Source organism: Paratractidigestivibacter sp., assembly GCF_963660155.1.
In the GTDB taxonomy this organism is placed as follows: domain Bacteria; phylum Actinomycetota; class Coriobacteriia; order Coriobacteriales; family Atopobiaceae; genus Paratractidigestivibacter.
In genome coordinates this window covers 49499-66903 of record NZ_CAVKWG010000008.1, presented here as the reverse complement: position 1 = coordinate 66903, position 17405 = coordinate 49499, and the positions used below count along the sequence as shown (strand labels likewise).

At 65.8% G+C, this 17405-nt stretch carries 11 protein-coding genes; 8 read left to right on the top strand and 3 right to left on the bottom strand.

The annotated features are described in order from the left end of the window. Nucleotides 1-48 precede the first annotated feature (48 nt). The 5 genes from U5709_RS01130 to U5709_RS01110 all read left to right on the top strand — a co-directional run bounded on the left by U5709_RS01130 (nt 49) and on the right by U5709_RS01110 (nt 9777). Nucleotides 49-726, top strand: coding sequence for a DUF4956 domain-containing protein (locus U5709_RS01130; protein WP_321972569.1), 678 nt, complete (start codon nt 49-51; stop codon nt 724-726). Beyond that, nucleotides 716-2542 (top strand): carbohydrate-binding domain-containing protein, encoded by a 1827-nt coding sequence (locus tag U5709_RS01125; RefSeq protein ID WP_321972568.1) that lies wholly within the window; start codon nt 716-718, stop codon nt 2540-2542. Before U5709_RS01130 ends, U5709_RS01125 begins: the two co-directional genes overlap by 11 nt. A gap of 913 nt (nt 2543-3455) precedes the next feature. Beyond that, complete coding sequence (gene gltB, locus U5709_RS01120; RefSeq protein ID WP_321972567.1) at nt 3456-8072, top strand: glutamate synthase large subunit; 4617 nt, start codon at nt 3456-3458, stop codon at nt 8070-8072. A 3-nt stretch (nt 8073-8075) separates the two neighbouring features. Further along, on the top strand, nt 8076-9554 hold the full coding sequence (locus U5709_RS01115; RefSeq protein ID WP_321972566.1) for a glutamate synthase subunit beta: 1479 nt from the start codon (nt 8076-8078) through the stop codon (nt 9552-9554). Between the two features lies 1 nt (nt 9555). Continuing rightward, nucleotides 9556-9777, top strand: a complete 222-nt coding sequence (locus U5709_RS01110) for a hypothetical protein (protein ID WP_321970974.1) — start codon at nt 9556-9558, stop codon at nt 9775-9777. 220 nt (nt 9778-9997) lie between these two features. Here U5709_RS01110 and U5709_RS01105 read toward each other — a convergent pair whose 3' ends face one another. Continuing rightward, nucleotides 9998-10522 carry an NlpC/P60 family protein gene (locus tag U5709_RS01105; protein ID WP_321970975.1) on the bottom strand — a complete coding sequence of 175 codons (525 nt, stop codon included), beginning with the start codon at nt 10520-10522 and terminating at the stop codon, nt 9998-10000. 202 nt (nt 10523-10724) lie between these two features. After that, the gene (locus tag U5709_RS01100) at nt 10725-11633 is read right to left on the bottom strand and encodes a zinc dependent phospholipase C family protein (RefSeq protein ID WP_321972565.1); all 909 of its coding nucleotides are present in this window, start codon (nt 11631-11633) and stop codon (nt 10725-10727) included. A gap of 309 nt (nt 11634-11942) precedes the next feature. Here U5709_RS01100 and U5709_RS01095 point away from each other — a divergent pair, with 309 nt between their 5' ends. The 3 genes from U5709_RS01095 (at nt 11943) to U5709_RS01085 (ending at nt 16026) form a co-directional block, all read left to right on the top strand. Next, entirely contained in the window at nt 11943-13085 is a 1143-nt protein-coding gene (locus U5709_RS01095) for an ABC transporter substrate-binding protein (RefSeq protein ID WP_321970977.1), read from the top strand. Between the two features lie 143 nt (nt 13086-13228). After that, complete coding sequence (locus tag U5709_RS01090) at nt 13229-14947, top strand: iron ABC transporter permease (protein ID WP_321970978.1); 1719 nt, start codon at nt 13229-13231, stop codon at nt 14945-14947. A gap of 2 nt (nt 14948-14949) precedes the next feature. Further along, entirely contained in the window at nt 14950-16026 is a 1077-nt protein-coding gene (locus U5709_RS01085) for an ABC transporter ATP-binding protein (RefSeq protein WP_321970979.1), read from the top strand. Nucleotides 16027-16430: 404 nt separating this feature from the next. Here the strand turns inward: U5709_RS01085 and U5709_RS01080 are convergent, their stop codons facing one another. Further along, nucleotides 16431-17264 (bottom strand): HAD family hydrolase, encoded by an 834-nt coding sequence (locus U5709_RS01080; RefSeq protein ID WP_321970980.1) that lies wholly within the window; start codon nt 17262-17264, stop codon nt 16431-16433. Nucleotides 17265-17405 lie beyond the last annotated feature (141 nt).

The following is a 17405-nucleotide window of genomic DNA, read 5'->3' as shown; positions in this document are numbered from 1 at the left end:
CCGCCGCGGCGATCTGACCTTCGGTTCATTTTTGTTATTGGAGTCCCTATGTTGTCCAGTGTTTTTGAGAATCTGCAAATCGATGCCCCGGACCTCGGCACGTTAGCGGCCTGCGTGGTCACGGCGCTCGTGCTCGGTCTTGCCCTCGCGGCCATCTTCTGTGCCCGGGGCCGCGCGAGCCGGAGCCTCGCCAGCACCATCGCCGTCCTGCCCGCGATGGTCTGCGTCGTCATCGCCCTCGTCAACGGAAACGTCGGCGCGGGCGTCGCGGTCGCGGGTGCCTTCTCGCTCGTGCGTTTCCGAAGCGTCCCCGGCAGTGCGAGCGACATGGGGTTCGTGTTTCTCGCCATGTGCGTCGGCCTCGCCTGCGGCATGGGTTATCTCGGGGTCGCGGGCCTGACTACAGTGCTCGTCGGCGGGGCATACCTCGCGCTCTCCTTTGTTGGTGCGCCTCGCGGCGAGAGCTCCAGGCGCACCCTGCGCATCACGGTGCCCGAGGACCTCGACTATACGGCGCTCTTTGACGACGTGTTCGGCGAGTACGCCAATACAAGCCGTTTGACCTGCGTGAAGACGGCCAACATGGGCAGTCTCTACAAGCTTCGCTATGAGCTCGAGATGGCGCCCGGCGCCTCCGAGCGCGAATTCATCGATGCCCTGCGCTGCCGCAACGGCAACCTCGAGGTGTCGCTCAGCTACGGGGAGGAGGCGGGCAATGAGCTCTAGGTCCTCGGCGGCTTCGCGAGCCTGCGCCGCCGGCCTCGCTGCAGCGCTTCTTGCCATGCCGCTCGTCGCGTGCTCGCATACGGACGCGACGGCGGAGGGGGTGTCCGCGTCCTCGGAGCAGGTCCAGTCCTCGACGGCCAAGGTCGTGGCGACCGACCCCACGATCGATCACCTCATCAACGCCGCCGACCTGGTGAGCGAGCGCGACCTCGACTCGTCCTGGGAGGAAAACGAGGCGACGAAGATCCAGCTTTCCGACGCGGGCTGCTCCGTCTTTGGCTCGGGTGCTGCGGCCGACGGCTCGACGGTCACCATCTCGGCCGCCGGGACGTATGTGGTCTCGGGCACCCTCTCAGAGGGACAGCTCGTGGTCGACGCGGGCGACGAGAAGGTCCAGATCGTGCTCAGCGACGCGCATGTGACCTGCGCCGAGTCCGCCGCCCTTCTCGTTAGGTCGGCCGGCAAGGTTTGGGTCACGTTGGCCGAGGGGACTTCGAATGGCGTTGCGACGACGGGCTCCTATGCGCAGGACGCGACGCTGTCGATCGACGGCGCCCTTTGGTGCAAGTCCGACCTGACCATCAACGGGTCGGGCGCGCTTACGGTGTCGAGCGCCCAGGGGCACGGCGTCGTGTGCAAAGACGAGCTCGTCCTCGTGTCGGGCGAAGTCTCGGTCGAGGCGGCGCGCTCGGCGGTGCAGGCAAAGGACTCCGTCTGCGTGGTCGGCGGCTCCTGGGAGCTTAGCGCCGGCACCGACGGCGTCCACTGCGGAGACGATGACGACGCCGATAAGGGCGACGTGGTTATCGCCGGCGGCGAGCTCGGCATCGATGCGTCATCGGACGGCATAGACGCCGGCAACCGGTTGGAGGTCGACGGCGGCACGCTCTCGGTCTCCGCCGACGACGACGGCCTGCATGCCGAGCGGGCGCTGCAGGTCGACGGCGGCGTCATCGACGTGACCGGGTCCTACGAGGGGCTCGAGGGGGCCACCGTCACCATGAATGCCGGCGAGGTGAGCGTCGTGTCGACCGACGACGGCGTGAACGCGTCGGGCGACCCGGACGCGAGCGATGCGAGCACAACGGAAGCCTCGGGCGGCGAGCTGGCGGATGCCGCGGGCCAGCCCGGCGCAGGCGACGGCGGTTTGATGTTCGGTGGGGATAAACAGCCTGCCCAAGACGGCTTCGGCAACGGCGGCATGGACTACGACTCGACCGCGAGGGTGACCATCAACGGCGGCAGGCTCACCATATGCGCCTCCGGCGACGGCATCGACTCGAACGGCGACCTTGAGGTGACGGGCGGGGAGACCTACGTCTTCGGGCCGACCTCCGACGGCGACGGATCGCTCGACTACGGCGGCACGGCGGCCATCACCGGCGGCGTCGTGCTCTGCGCCGGGTCCTCGGGCATGGCGCAGGGGTTCGGCGACTCCTCGACCCAGGTGTCGGTCATGGTCTCGGCCGAGGGGTTCGAGGGCGACTCGATAACCCTCGCCGATGCCGACGGCACTGTGCTCGCGCAGACGTCGGCGCTTTGCGGTTATTCGTGCATAATCGTCTCGGCGCCGGGAATTGAAACTGGCCAAACATATACCTTGACCTGCGGAGACTCAAGCAGCGAGATCACGCCTGACTCGGTGAGCTACTCGAACGTGTCCCGTGCGGCGGGCGGCGCCCAGCCCGGTGGCCAGCCCGGCGGTGACCAAGGCAACGGCGGTGGCCCCGGCGGCGGTGGCCCCGGCGGCGGCCAGCCGGGCGGCGGCGAGCAGGGCAACGGCCCCGGCGGCGATTCCGGCGCGGTCAGCTCCTAAGCCGCGCCTCGATCACACGGGCTGCGGTGAGAAGCCCGGCCCCGCCCTCCGCTCCGCGCCCCCTTCTTTTCGTTTGTGGCTAAGGACCGCCGCGTTGAGCCCCCTTCTTTTCGATTGTGGCTAAGGACCGCCGCGTTGAGCCCCCTTCTTTTCGATTGTGGCTATCGCGCATGGCCACAACCGTAAAGAAGGGGGCTTCTTGCTGTTGAAATTAGCCACAACCGTCAAAATACAGGGCGCCCGCGCGCTCACGATAGCCACAACCGTCAATAACGGGGCGCGCCACTGCGTGCCACGGGCAGCGTCCGCGGTTCCTCGTGCGATTCGCGTGATGCCTAACAACTGCGGCGCCCCAAAATCGCGTCTCCCAGTAATCGCCGCCCCCGACGAGCCCCGAATCTGCGCCATCCAGTAACCGTCGCCCCCATCTAGCCCCGAAATCGCGCCATCCAGTAACCGCCCGTTGCTGGATGGCGCGATTTCGGGGCGCGTGGAGCCGACCCGTTGCTGGATGGCGCGATTTTGGGGCGCCTCTTGCCGTCTCGTTACTGGATGACGCGATTTCGGGGCGCCGCAAAACCGCCGGTTGCTGGATGGCACGATTTCGGGGCGCGCCTCTTGCCCCATGCGCGGCGGGCGCGGCTCCCTGTTTCGTGCCCGCGGCTCCGCGAAACCAAACGTTATCAATCGCACGGTACCCACTTTTACCTGCGGTTATTTCTCGGGCGTTTCCCGTCAGGGTCCGAGCGGTCACAGCCGCGCGACCGAACCGTCACCGACCCGTGGCCACTTCGTCTCGGTTTGTGAAGGGCGGAAAAATCGTCCCTAAACTCCTTTCCTAGCATTCGAGTATTGCCGCCGGCCGCGCCCGCGCACCACCCGCCGCGCGCGCCGACAAGGAGAGGAAAACCCTATGACCCAATGTGAGGAAACGACCCGCCAGCCGGGCCTTTACCGCAGCTCGTTCGAGCATGACGCCTGCGGCATCGGCGCCATCGCGCACCTCAAGGGGCATCGCAGCCACCAGACGCTCGACGACGCCCTGTCGGTTCTCGTCAACCTCGAGCACCGAGGCGGCAAGGGCCTGGAGCGCAACACCGGCGACGGCGCCGGCGTGCTCTTCCAGGTCCCGCACCGCTTCTTCCGTAAGGAGGCGCAGAAGGAGGGCCAGCTGCTGCCGGGCGAGGGCGACTACGGCGTGGCCATGCTCTTCTTCCCGCATGACGACGCCCAGGGCGTGGCCGACGCCAAGCGCGTCTTCGAGGAGGGCTGCGCCAAGTGCGGCGTGCCCCTGATGTTCTGGCGAGAGGTGCCCGTCGACCCGCACGACCTCGGCGACTCCGCTCGTGCCTGCATGCCTACCATCCTGCAGGCCTTCCTGCGTCGTCCCGAGGACGTGCCCGCCGGCCTCGACTTCGAGCGCAAGCTCTACGTGACGCGCCGCACCATCGAGCGCGCGGCCGACGCGAGCCCCGCCCTTTCAGGCAAGATCTTCTACGTGTGCTCCATGTCCAGCCGCACCATCGTGTACAAGGGCATGCTCGTGGCCACGCAGATGCGCCGCTTCTTCATCGACCTGAACGACGCCGCGGTGGAGACCTCGCTCGCCCTCGTGCACTCGCGCTACTCTACGAACACCACCCCCAGCTGGGAGCGCGCGCACCCCAACCGCTACATCATCCACAACGGCGAGATCAACACCCTTCGCGGCAACGTCTCCTGGATTCGCGCGCGCGAGCCGCACCTCTACAGCCCGGTGCTCGGCGCCGACCTCGAGCAGGTCATGCCCGTCATCAACAAGGAGGGCTCGGACTCCGCAATTCTCGACAACGTGCTTGAGTTCCTCACCATGAACGGACGTGCGCTGGACCGTGCCGTCACCATGATGATTCCCGAGCCTTGGGACAAAAACCCCAACCTCTCGGCAAAGCGCCGCAGCTACGACGCCTATCAGTCCATGCTGATGGAGCCCTGGGACGGCCCGGCCGCCATCGCCTTCACCGATGGCAAGCTCCTCGGCGCCGCCCTCGACCGCAACGGCTTGCGCCCGGCGCGCTATTACGTCACGCGCGACGACCGCATCATCCTCTCGTCCGAGGTCGGCACCATCGACGTCGACCCCACGAACATCCAGCAGGCGGGCTGCCTCGGCCCCGGCGAGATGCTCGAGGTCGACCCCGACCAGGGCCGCGTGATCTGGAACGACGAGATCCGCGACAAGTACGCCAACCAGAAGCCCTTCCGCGACTGGCTGGACGACGAGACCCTCGCTATCGCCGACCTGCGCGAGCCTGCCCCCGGCGAGCTTGCCGCGCCCGCCGACACTGGCGTTGACCTCACGACCCGCATGGCCAAGCTCGGCTACCACTACGACGACGTCGACGAGGCCATCCGCCCGATGGCCACGGCCGCCAAGGTGCCGCTGGCCTCGATGGGCGTCGACTCGCCGCTCGCGTGCCTTTCAAAGAAGACCCGCTCGTTCTTCGACTACTTCCACCAGCTCTTTGCCCAGGTCACGAACCCGCCCATCGACGCCCTGCGCGAGAGCATGGTCACAAGCCAGGTCCTCTACCTGGGCAACCACGGCAACCTGCTCGAGGACTGCCGCGACAACTGCCGCCTAGTGTGCCTCGAGGGCCCGATGCTCTCCCGCGACGCCTTCGAGCGCATCTGCGCCATTGACCGCGTCGGCTTCAAGACCGTGCGCCTTGCCGCCGTCTATCGCCGAGACGACGACGCCTGCGCCCTGAAGCGCGCCCTCGATGCCCTGGCCGAGGCCGCGGCCGACGCCATCCGCGGCGGCGCGAACATCATCGTGATCTCCGACCGCGCCGGCGCAGGCGAGGTCCCCGTCCCGTCGCTTCTGGCCCTCGGCTGCGTTCACAACCACCTCATCCGCTGTGGCCTGCGCATGGACGCCGACCTCGTCGTCGAGACGGGCGACGCCGTGAACGCCCACGACTACGCCTGCCTCGTCGGCTACTCCGCCTCGGGCATCTACCCCTACATGGCCCACGAGTGCATCGCCGACCTCTGCGAGAAGGGCGCCATCGACCTGCCCGCCGAAGAGGCCCAGGCCAACTACAACCGCGCCGTCACGGCCGGCATCGTCTCCATCATGTCTAAGATGGGCATCTCAACGATGCAGGGCTACCACTCCGCCCAGATCTTCGAGATCCTGGGCCTCGACGACGCGCTCGTGGACGAGTACTTCACCTCCACCGCCACGCGTATCGGCGGCCTTTCCGTGGCCGACCTCCAGCGCGAGCAGAACGATCGCTACGACGCGGCGCTCGCCCTTGCCAAGACCCCCTCTCCCGAGCAGCTGCCGACCCTCGGCATCACCAAGTGGCGCCCGCTCGGCGGCGAAGAGCACCTCATCGACCCCAAGACCGTCTACCTGCTGCAGCACGCCTGCCGCGAGGGCGACTACGACCAGTTCAAGGAGTACTCCGCCTGGACGCACCGCGCCGGCCGCGCCGTCACCCTGCGTGACCTCATGGACTTCGATACTTGCGGCCGCACGCCCGTGCCGCTCGACGAGGTCGAGCCCGTCGAGTCCATCATGGCCCGCTTCAACACGGGCGCCATGTCCTACGGCTCCATCTCCCGCGAGCAGCACGAGTGCCTGGCCATCGCCATGAACCGCATCCACGGTCGCTCCAACACCGGCGAGGGCGGAGAGGACCCGGCGCGCGAGACCCCGCTTCCCAACGGCGACTCCAAGAGGAGCGCCATCAAGCAGGTCGCCTCCGGCCGCTTCGGCGTGACCTCCCGCTACCTGCGAAGCGCCATCGAGATCCAGATCAAGATGGCACAGGGCGCGAAGCCCGGCGAGGGCGGTCACCTGCCCGGCAAGAAGGTCTACCCCTGGATCGCCGAGGTGCGCCAGTCCACGCCCGGCGTGGGCCTCATCTCGCCGCCACCCCACCACGACATCTACTCTATCGAGGACTTGGCGGAGCTCATCTTCGACCTCAAGAACGCCAACCCCGACGCCCGCATCTCGGTGAAGCTCTGCGCCCTTGCCGGCGTGGGCACCATCGCCACCGGCGTGGCCAAGGGCGGCGCCGATAAGATCACCATCTCGGGCCACAACGGCGGCACGGGCGCGGCGCCTCGCGACTCCATCTACCACGCGGGCATCCCGTTTGAGATCGGCCTCGCCGAGACGCAGCAGACCCTGCTGCGAAACGGCCTTCGCTCCCGCGTCGTCGTCGAGACCGACGGCAAGCTCATGAGCGGCCGCGACGTGGCCATCGCCGCCCTTCTCGGCGCCGAGGAGTTCGGCTTTGCCACCATGCCGCTCATCGCCTGCGGCTGCCTCATGCAGCGCGACTGCCAGCAGGACACGTGCCCGGCGGGCATCGCCACCCAGAACTGCAAGCTGCGCGGCCGCTTTGCCGGCAAGCCCGAGCACGTCGTCAACTTCATGACGTTCGTTGCCGCCGAGACCCGCGAGATCATGGCCTCCCTCGGTTTCCGTACCATCGACGAGATGGTCGGCCACGCTGAGTGCCTGCGCCAGGTCGAGGTGGAGGGCAACTGGAAGGCCAACACCATCGACCTCTCCGACCTCCTCGCCGTGAACACCAACGAGTACGGCAAGAACATCCCGGGCGCCGACGGCAGGCACTTTTTGCCCTCCATGGCCCCCGACCTCGAGATCGAGCGCACCCTGGATTCCACGCTCTTCGTGCCCTACACGGCGAGCGCCCGCGAGCACCTGGAGCCCATCCACTTCCACGCCGACATCGCCAACGTCAACCGCTGCGTAGGCACCCTTCTGGGTTCCATGGTCACCAAGCAGCACCCCGAGGGCCTGCCCGAGGGCTTTATCACCGTCGACTGCGACGGCTCCGGCGGCCAGAGCTTCGGCGCGTTTCTTCCCAAGGGCGTGACGCTGAACATCGAGGGCGACGCCAACGACTACTTCGGCAAGGGCCTCTCGGGCGGCGTGCTCTCCGTGCGCCCGCACGAAGAGGCGACCTACAAGTTCGACGAGAACATCGTCATCGGCAACGTCGCGTTCTACGGCGCGACCAGCGGCAAGGGCTTCGTGAACGGCCTCGCCGGCCAGCGCTTTGCCGTGAGAAACTCCGGCGCCACCGTGGTGGTCGAGGGCTGCGGCAACCACGGCTGCGAGTACATGACGGGCGGCATCGCCCTCATCCTCGGCGAGGTCGGCATGAACTTCGCGGCCGGCATGAGCGGCGGCGTGGCCTACGTTTTCGACGAGTACGGCACGCTCGAGTCGCGCTGCAACCACGACATGGTCGACCTCGTGAAGCCCTCCGAGGACGAGGTCGAGCTTATCCACAGCCTGGTGGAGGAGCATGCGCTTCGCACCTCGAGCCCGCGCGGCATCAAGATGCTCTACCGCTTCAAGGCGGTCGCCAAGAGCTTCGTCAAGGTCATCCCGCGCGACTACGCTCGCGTCCTCGACTACGTCGCGCAGGGAGAGGCGCGCGGCATGTCGCACGAGGACGCCCTGCAGTTCGCATTCGATTCCATGAAAGAGGGGAAGTAATCCATGGGCAAGCCAGGAGCGTTTCTCACCTTGGGCCGCAAAGCCCATGACCTGCGTCCCGTCTCGGAGCGCGTGGGCGACTACGACGAGCTCTACGTCACCTTGACCCGGGAGGCCCAGCAGCTGCAGGCCAGCCGTTGCATGATGTGCGGCGTCGCCTTCTGCCAGACGGGCGTGAGCTTCGGGAAGGCCCGCCCGTCGGGCTGCCCCCTGCACAACCTGATCCCGGAATGGAACGACCTGATCTATCGCGGGCAGTGGCGCGAGGCGTCCGATCGCCTGGCGCTGACGTCGCCGTTGCCCGAGTTCACGAGCCGCGTGTGCCCGGCCCTCTGCGAGGCCGCGTGCAACCTCGGCCGCGACGACGAGGCCGAGACCATCCACGACAACGAGCGCGCCATCTCGGACTGGGAGTGGGCAAACGGCGGGCCTCGTCGCTTTGCGCCCGCGGCCGAGGGGGCCAAGAGCGTTGCCGTCATCGGCTCGGGGCCGGCTGGCCTCGCGGCCGCCTGGGAGCTCGCCCGCCGCGGCGCCCGCGTGAGCATCTTCGAGAAGTCCGACCGCCCGGGCGGCCTTCTTACCTACGGCATCCCGAACATGAAGCTCGAGAAGTCAGTGGTCAAGCGCCGCGTCGAGCTCATGCACGAGCTGGGCATCGAGTTCAGGCTCGAGGTCGATGCGAGCGACGCGTCCGTGGCCGAGGGCATCTTGTCCGAGTTCGACGCCGTGGTCGTGGCCGTGGGCGCGGGCGTGCCCCGCGGCCTTGCGGCCAAGGGCTTCGACGAGGGGCTCGCCGCCGGCGGCGTAGTCTTTGCCGTTGACTACCTCACCGCGGCCACAAAGTCCGTGCTGGGCGACGGGCCCGCGGCCATTGACGCCAAGGGTAAGGACGTCGTCGTCATCGGCGGCGGCGATACGGGCAACGATTGCCTGGGCACTGCGGTGCGCCAGGGGGCCAAGTCCGTGCGGCAGTTCGAGTTCATGCCCGCGGCGCCCGACGTGGCCGCGCCCTCCAACCAGTGGCCGCAGTGGCCCAATGTGAAGAAGACCGACTACGGCCAGGCCGAGGCCATCGAGCTCATGGGCGGCGAGATGCGAGAGTGGAGCATCGACACCCTCGAGGTGCTTTTCGGCGCCGACGGCTCCGTGCGGGCGCTCGACGTGGTCGATCTCGACTGGTCGGCGGGCAAGCCCGAGCGCAAGATGGAGAGCGAGCGCAGCTATCCCGCGCAGCTCGTGCTCATTGCTTGCGGCTTCACCGGCCCCGAGGCCGCCGTCTATCGTGCTTTGGGCGCCAAGATGGCCGAGACCGGCCGACCGTTGCCCGTTATGGCCGAGGCCGGCAAGCGCAAGTGCGTCGCGGCGGGCAAGACCCCGGTCTTTGCCGCCGGAGACGCGCGCAACGGTTCCTCTCTCGTCGTCTCCGCCATAGCGGATGCCATGGCGTGTGTCGACGAGGTAACGGCTGAGCTGGGGATCTAAGATGCCCGGGCCGGGAGACATCCCGATTTTCTCTGGTCGGGGAGGGCGCGGCGACGCCGAGTCCGTCGAACTCATGTGGGTCGTGGATGGGCAGGACCAGCCGTTCCGCGATGCGCGCGAGACCCAGCGCCCGTGGCTGGAGGACTCCGCCGATTGGGTGGAGGGCGCGACGCCCGCGAATGAGCCCGGTCCCTGCGACGATGAGGGCCTCGTCTGGCTGTGACGGGGCTCGGGCGCCCGCCCGAGCCCCCGCGCGGTCCCTGGTTTTGAGGGTTATGCGCCCTCGGTTTTGGTGTCACGACGCAAAACCCTCAAATCGAGGAATCGCCCTTCCTCGAATTTGAGGTTTTGCGTTATGTGGCCCAAACCGAGGGCGCATAATCATCATTTTTAGGAGTGCCGCGGCCTATATCGCGGTCCCCGATGCTCGTTAGCCGCGCAGATTAGACGGGGGAGCCGCCTCCGAGGAAGTTGCGGCACCAGTCGGCGCCGCGGATCGTGATGCCGCCCTGCCCGTCGTCGGTGGCGGACGCCTTGATCGATTGGACGACCTGGCCGTTGCCGATGTAGAGCGAGACGCGGGTGCCGCTGCCCTTCAGCCCATAAAAAAGGAGGTCGCCGGGCCTAAGCCGGCTCATTGCCGTGACCCATGTCCCGCTGTCCCTCATCGTCTCGTACTGGGAGCAAGAATACCCGGGGATGCCCACGCCGGCCTGCTGACAGGTATACCGGCAGACGTCGCTGCAGGTGTATTCCTCGTAGCTCTTGCCGACCAAGGACTTTGTCGCGGCGACGGCCGCCGCGCGTTTCGTGTCGGCGGAGGCGCCCTCAGTGGGGTTGCCGGCGGCGTCGATGCCGTACCAGCCGTTGCTCTCGTCGCTCCAGCCGATGTTGACCAGGCTCGCTTTCTCATCGGCATCCGCCGTGTGGAGGCGCTCGCCGTTATAGCGGTTGTACAGGCGATACATCGTTTGGCTGTTGCTGGATGCGGCTAAGGTGGGTGCGGGTGCGAACGTCGCGCACAAGGCTCAGGCGAACGCGGCCTGGACCAAGAAAGGTTTCAACGTCGTCTTTGTTCGTTTGTGCGCAAGCTTACCCAACGCTAGCCCAACTCCTCGCCGACGTGCAAACCTCGTTCGGCGAAAGCGCGCCTTGCGCAAGCCTGCGTCTTTACGCGAGCGGCATGCCGTTGTAGTCGAGCGAGACCCCGAAGGCGCCGCGAGAGAAGGCCTCGGCGAGCACGGGGTAGCTGACCTGCGCCGCATCGAAGAGATCGGCGAAGCTCTCATGCCTCTTGCGGCCATCGGCGGGGTCTGCCCAAGCGCGCCCCTCAAGGTTCGCGGCCGGGCACTCGCTTGAGCTCACCACACGGTGCGCCATCGCCTCGGCGAAGGAGTGGACGCGCACGATGCGCTCGAGAGCGCCGACCGTGCGGGCGCGCGGGGCGCCGGCCGGGTCGAGCAGACGGTACTTCAGCTCGTAGTCGGCCACGCAGCGGCCATATTCCTCGGGGTTAATCGACATTCCGTAGATCTGGTAGGCGACCTGCGAGAAGAGCGCGCCGGCAACGCGGCAGATGCGCTCGGTGCGCATGAGGTTCGTGTGCGCGGGTCGCTCGAGCACGTCGGCGCCGCGCTTCTCGAAGAGGATCCAGGAGTCGATGTCGCTCTCGATGACGGCGTGGAGCTCGGGTGCGGAGCAAGCGAGCGAGGGGTCGGTGGCCGCGAGCGCCGCCTGTTGCGCGAACACGAAGGGATGCGTGACGGAGTCCAGGCAGTAGTGGGCAAGAAGCCCCAGCACGAAGGCGCGCCCGACGCGCTCGTCGGCCGCCGGCAGGTGGGAGACGCCGGAGCGGAAGGCAATAAGCGCCTGCTCACAGCTGGTGTCGTGCATCTCGTGACCGAGCCTGTGGTCTGCACGGGCAAGGGAGGGCAGCGTCAGGAAGCGCGCGAAGAGAGGGTCGGGCCCCTGGTTGCCGAGGAGGAACGCGAGCAGCTCCTCCTCGCCGTCGAGCATGCCGGCGGGCAGCGCCGTCGCAGCATCCTCGCCGAAGATGTGGTGGCAGATGATGGCGGGCATAGGGCTTCCTCTCGCTGGCGGCTCGTATCTCGCTAGCATACCCCTGTGAGCGGCCGCGCGCTCCGAGGTTCGATCGCCGCGTCGCCTCGACTTTATACGCTGAAGAGCACGGTGCCCGCCTGCCAACCGTTCGTCGACCTCATGCGCCATAAAACAGCAGTTGGCGGCCTGTAATGCCTACCGTTCGTCCGTTATAGCTTTTTAAGCTGGGCATAAGCGCGGTATAAGGTGCTCCAAGGAACTCGCGGCCTTTGCCGCGAGGAGGATCTTTCGGGGAGAGCCGCCCCGAATCAAGAAGGGGAGAAACAAATGAGCAACCTCACTCGTAGGAACTTCGTCGAGATCGCCGGCGCAGCGGCCGCCGGCCTCTGCCTTGGCGGCTGCTCCGGCGGCAGCTCCAGCACCGAGAAGACCGACGGTGGCTCCACCGCCACCTCCGACAAGGTCGGCGCCTCCGAGGAGCTGATCAAGGCCGCCCAGGACGAGGGCACCCTCGTCGTCTATGGCTCCTGCGAGGAGGACTACCTCGCCGCCGCCTGCGACCACTTCAAGGAGCTCTACGGCATCGACGTCCAGTACCAGCGCCTCTCCACCGGCGAGGTTCAGGCCAAGATCGAGGAGGAGAACGGCAACCCCTCCGGCGACGTCTGGTTTGGCGGCACCACCGACCCCTACAACGTCGCTGCCTCCGAGGGCCTGCTCGAGGCCTACGCCGCCACCAACGCCTCCCACATCACCAAGGACAAGTACAAGGACGCCGACGGCTACTGGTACGGCATCTACACCGGCCTTCTGGGCATTATGTACAACAAGGACGAGCTCTCCCGCCTGAACCTCGATGCCCCGGCCGACTTCAAGGACCTCACCGACGAGAAGTACAAGGGCCTGATCTGGTCCTCCAACTACAACACCGCCGGCACCGCCAAGCTCATCATCAACACGGCCATCCAGAAGTACGGCCACGATGAGGGCATCAAGTGGCTCGTCGACCTCGACAAGAACGTCGCCGTCTACACCAAGTCCGGCTCCGGCCCCTCCAAGAACATCGGCACCGGCGAGTGCACCATCGGCCTCGGCTTCCTGCACGACGGCATCTACCAGATCGTGGACAACGGCTACGAGAACATCGCCCTCGTCGTCCCCAGCTCCGGCACCTCCTGCGAGGTCGGCGCCACCGCCATCTTCAAGGGCTGCAAGCACGAGAACGCCGCCAAGCTCTGGATCGAGTACGCCCTGTCCCCGGAGTGCGTCGAGCTTGCCGCCAAGAACGGCTCCTACCAGTTCCTGGTCATCGACAACGCCGAGCAGCCCGCGATTGCCACCGAGTTCGGTCTCGACCCGGACAACGTCATGGACTATGACTTCGAGGACGCCAAGAACAACATCAAGACCTACGTCGAGGAGGTCATGACCGCCCTCAACGGCGGCGACGACCGCTTCAAGACCGAGTAGTCCCTCGGCAGATCTTCTCGCCTGACTCCTTGTCGGGCACTTTGATCGGGCAATAGCGTGCCGGGCGGGCTCGAATGGCCCGCCCGGCACCCTGTGTAGAGCGACATGTGGGCTGGTTCGCAACGCAAGAGAGGAGTTGGCGTATGGCAAAGGACCAAGGCGCTGCTCTCGACAGAAAGAAGCTGATGGGCGACCCCATCATGGTGACCACCATCGTGGTGCTCATCGCCTTTCTGACCCTATTCATCCTGTACCCGCTGGCAATCCTTCTGGTTGACTCCTTTATCACGGACAGTGGCCCCAGCCTGGAGGTCTTCTCCCGCGTGCTGGCCATGGGCTCGTTTACCACGGCCATCACCAACACGCTTGCCGTCGGTTTTCTCGTGAGCATCGTGTCGGCCGTCGTGGGCTTGCTGTTTGCCTACGTCGAGGTCTACGTAAAGCTTAAGACCCACTTCATGAGCGGCCTTTTCAAGGTCGTCTCGATGCTTCCGGTGGTCTCGCCGCCGTTCGTGCTTTCGCTTTCGATCATCATGCTGTTCGGCAAGTCGGGCATCATCACCCGCTACCTGCTGCAGATCTACGACACCAACGTCTACGGCTTCTGGGGCATCTTTGTGGTCCAGACGCTGACGTTCTTCCCGGTCTGCTACATGATGCTCAAGGGCCTGCTGAAAAACATCGACCCGTCGCTTGAGGAGGCTGCCCGCGACATGGGCGCCTCTCGCTTCAAGGTCTTCACCAGCGTCACGCTGCCGCTGATCCTACCGGGCCTTGGCAACGCGTTTCTCGTCACGTTCATCGAGTCCATTGCCGACTTTGCCAACCCGATGATCATCGGTGGCTCCTACGACACGCTGGCAACCACCATCTACCTGCAGATCACGGGTGCCTATGACAAGCAGGGCGCCGCCGCGATGGCAGTGGTGCTGCTGTGCATCACGCTCGTGATGTTCGTGGTGCAAAAGTATGTGCTTGAGGCCAAGTCCACCGCCACCCTTTCCGGCAAGGCCAGCCGTGCGCGCATGCTGATCACGGACGCTTCCGTTCGCGTGCCCCTCACGGTGCTCTGCAGTGCCATCGCCATCTTCGTGGTGGTCATGTACATCTGCGTGCCGTTTGGTGCCCTGTTCAAGACCTGGGGCTACGACTTCTCGCTTACGACCAAGTGGTTCGAGCAGGTCTTCACCAAGTACCACGGCCTCCAGGCCTTCCGCGACTCGTTTGTGCTGTCGCTTATCTCGGCGCCCATCACGGCCGTGCTCTCGATGATCATCTCCTATCTGGTGGTCAAGCGTAACTTCAAGTCCAAGGGCTTCATCGAGGCCGTCTCGATGCTGGCCATGGCCGTGCCGGGCACCGTCCTTGGCGTGGGCTACATCCGCGGCTTCTCCGGCGGCCTGTTCCACTCGGGTATCCTGCAGGGCCTCTATGGCTCCGCGGCCATCCTGATCATCGTCTTCATCGTTCGGTCGCTCCCCACGGGCACCCGCTCGGGCATCTCGGCGCTGCGCCAGATCGACAAGTCCATCGAGGAGTCGGCCTACGACATGGGCGCCGACAGCTTCACCGTCTTCCGCACGGTCACGCTGCCGCTTATCAAGGACTCGTTCTTCAGCGGCCTTGTCACGGCGTTCGTGCGCTCCATCACCGCAATCTCCGCGATCATCCTGCTGGTGACTCCGCAGTTTTTGCTCATCACCGTGCAGATCAACGAGTTTGCCGAGAAGGGCAACTATGGCATTGCGTGCGCCTTCGCCACGATCCTCATTGCCATCACCTACGGCGCGGTTCTCATCATGAACTTCGCCATCAAGCACTTTGGTACCAGCAAGAAGCTCGCCGCGTCTGAGGAGGACTAGCAATGGCCAAGGAAAAGAAGGGCGTGCGCCTTGAGCACGTCTCCAAGATCTATCAGGACCCCAAGACGGGCAAGGACTTCTACGCCGTCCACGATGCCAACATTGACATCCAGCCCGGCGAGTTCGTGACGCTTCTGGGTCCGTCCGGCTGCGGCAAGACCACCATCTTGCGCATGATCGCCGGCTTTGAGTCCCCCAACGAGGGCGAGATCTACCTGGGCGGTGAGCCCATCAACGAGCTCACGCCCAACAAGCGCGACACCGCCATGGTCTTCCAGAGCTACGCCCTGCTGCCGCACTACAACATCTTTGACAACGTTGCCTACGGCCTGAAGCTGCGCAAGCTCCCCAAGGAGCAGATCGCCCAGAAGGTCCACGACATCCTGGGCATGGTTGGTCTGGAGGGCATGGAGGACCGCATGACCAACCAGCTTTCGGGCGGCCAGCAGCAGCGCGTGGCGCTTGCCCGCGCCCTGGTCCTGGAGCCCGGCGTCCTTCTGTTTGACGAGCCCCTCTCCAACCTTGACGCCAAGCTGCGCGTCGACATGCGCAACGAGATTCGCCGCATCCAGCAGCAGGCTGGCATCACGGCCATCTACGTCACGCACGACCAGTCCGAGGCCATGGCCCTGTCCGACAACATCATCATCATGAAGAAGGGCGTGGTGGACCAGGTGGGCGACCCCCACACCGTCTATTACCACCCGGTCGACGAGTTTGTGGCCGACTTCATCGGCGAGTCCAACTTCCTGCGCGGCAAGCTTGCCGAGAAGGACGGCGAGACGGGCGTGGCCAGCATCGAGGGGCATGATGTGGAGGTGGGCAGCGTCGGTCACCTCAAGCAGGGCGATGACTGCGTGCTGGTGCTTCGTCCCGAGTCCGCGACGCTTGCCGACGAGGGCGTCATGCCCTGCAAGGTGGCGCTGTCGCGCTTTATGGGCAACTACCAGAACTACCAGGTCATGGTTGGCGACACGCTGGTCAAGATCACCGACTTCAACCCCAAGAACCACAAGATCTACGAGGTCGGCGACGAGGCCTTCGTCCAGTTCAGCGCCGACGACGTCCACGTGCTGTAGCGGCGCGGGCCAGCCACTGACGGCGGGCGCGGGTGCGGGTCCGCAAAGAAAACGGCCTCACTTGGTCCGCTTTCGGTCCCTTTGCCAAGAAAACGGCTCCACTTGGTCCGCTTGCGGTCCGCTTGCCAAGAAAACGGCTCCACTTGGTCCGTTTTGCCAAAAAAACGCCCCCACTTGGTCCCAATCCGACCAAGTGGGGGCGTTTTCTTTGCGCCTCAGCCCTACGCGCACCAACTCGCCGCGTTTTCTTGGCGCAGCGGCCCCGCTCGGACCAAGCGAAGCCGTTTTCTTGGCGGCGCGACCAGCCGGCAAGCTCGGCGGCGGTGCCCGATGCGCACGCCGACGGTACTCGGAAGACGGAAAAGCAGTACCAAATAGGTGCGCTAGTCAGGCGACGGGGTTTCTCAGTGCTGTTTGGCGGCGAGTAAGGCGTCGATGAGGACGGCGACGCCGCGGTCGTTGTTGGAGGGGACGCGGTAACGCGCGTGGGCCTCCATGTGGGGCTCGGCGTTGGCCACGATGAAGCTGTGACCGACGCGCTCGAGCATGGGGATGTCGTTGTAGGTGTCGCCCACGGCCGCCGCGTCGGCGATGTCGATGCCCAAATGGTCGCAGAGATGCGCCACGCCGTCGCCCTTGGAGACGTTGAGGTTCATGAAATCGACCCACTCGCGGCCGGCGTTTGTTACGTAGAGCTTCTCGCCGAACTCGGGCTGGTAGATGGACGCGAACGCGGGCTCGGCGTCGTAGGCGGGGAAGAGCAGGCTAATCTTGTTGGCGTCGTCGTCAACGTCGTCGTACGACGCGACCCAGCGGATGTCCTTGTAGTACTTGAAGATGCCCTCGAAATGCGCGCGGTCGCGCTCGAGACAGACGGCGTGGTCGTAGCAGCAGAGCACGGGCACGTTGTCCCCGGCCGCGACGGCGCGCGCGGCGACCTTGCGCCAGAGCTCGGGCTCGAGGCGGTCGCGATAAATGATCTTGCCCTGGTACACGACGTTGCCGCCGTTGTCGCCGCAGAAGGCCATGGTGCCCGCCGACCCGGGGAACGGGAGCTCGAGCGTGGGGACGGGCCTGCCACTCGCCGGGCAGAAGACGACGCCGGCCTCGGCCAAGGCCGCGATGCGGTTCTCCATGCCCTCGGGCTGTGAGCCGTCGTCGGCCAGCAACGTGAGGTCCATGTCGACGGCCAAGAGCTTGATGTTCGCGAGGTCCTTGTCGGCGGTGTAGTCCTGCATACGTTCCCCCAGGTCGATCGTTGCGGTCTCTGCAAAAAAACGGCGCCTATTCTAGCAGTCGTTGCTTGGGGGCCGGCCTTTATCGAGGCGTTTGCACGTTATGGACACGGGCGTCTGGATAAGCCGGTTTACCGAGCCCGG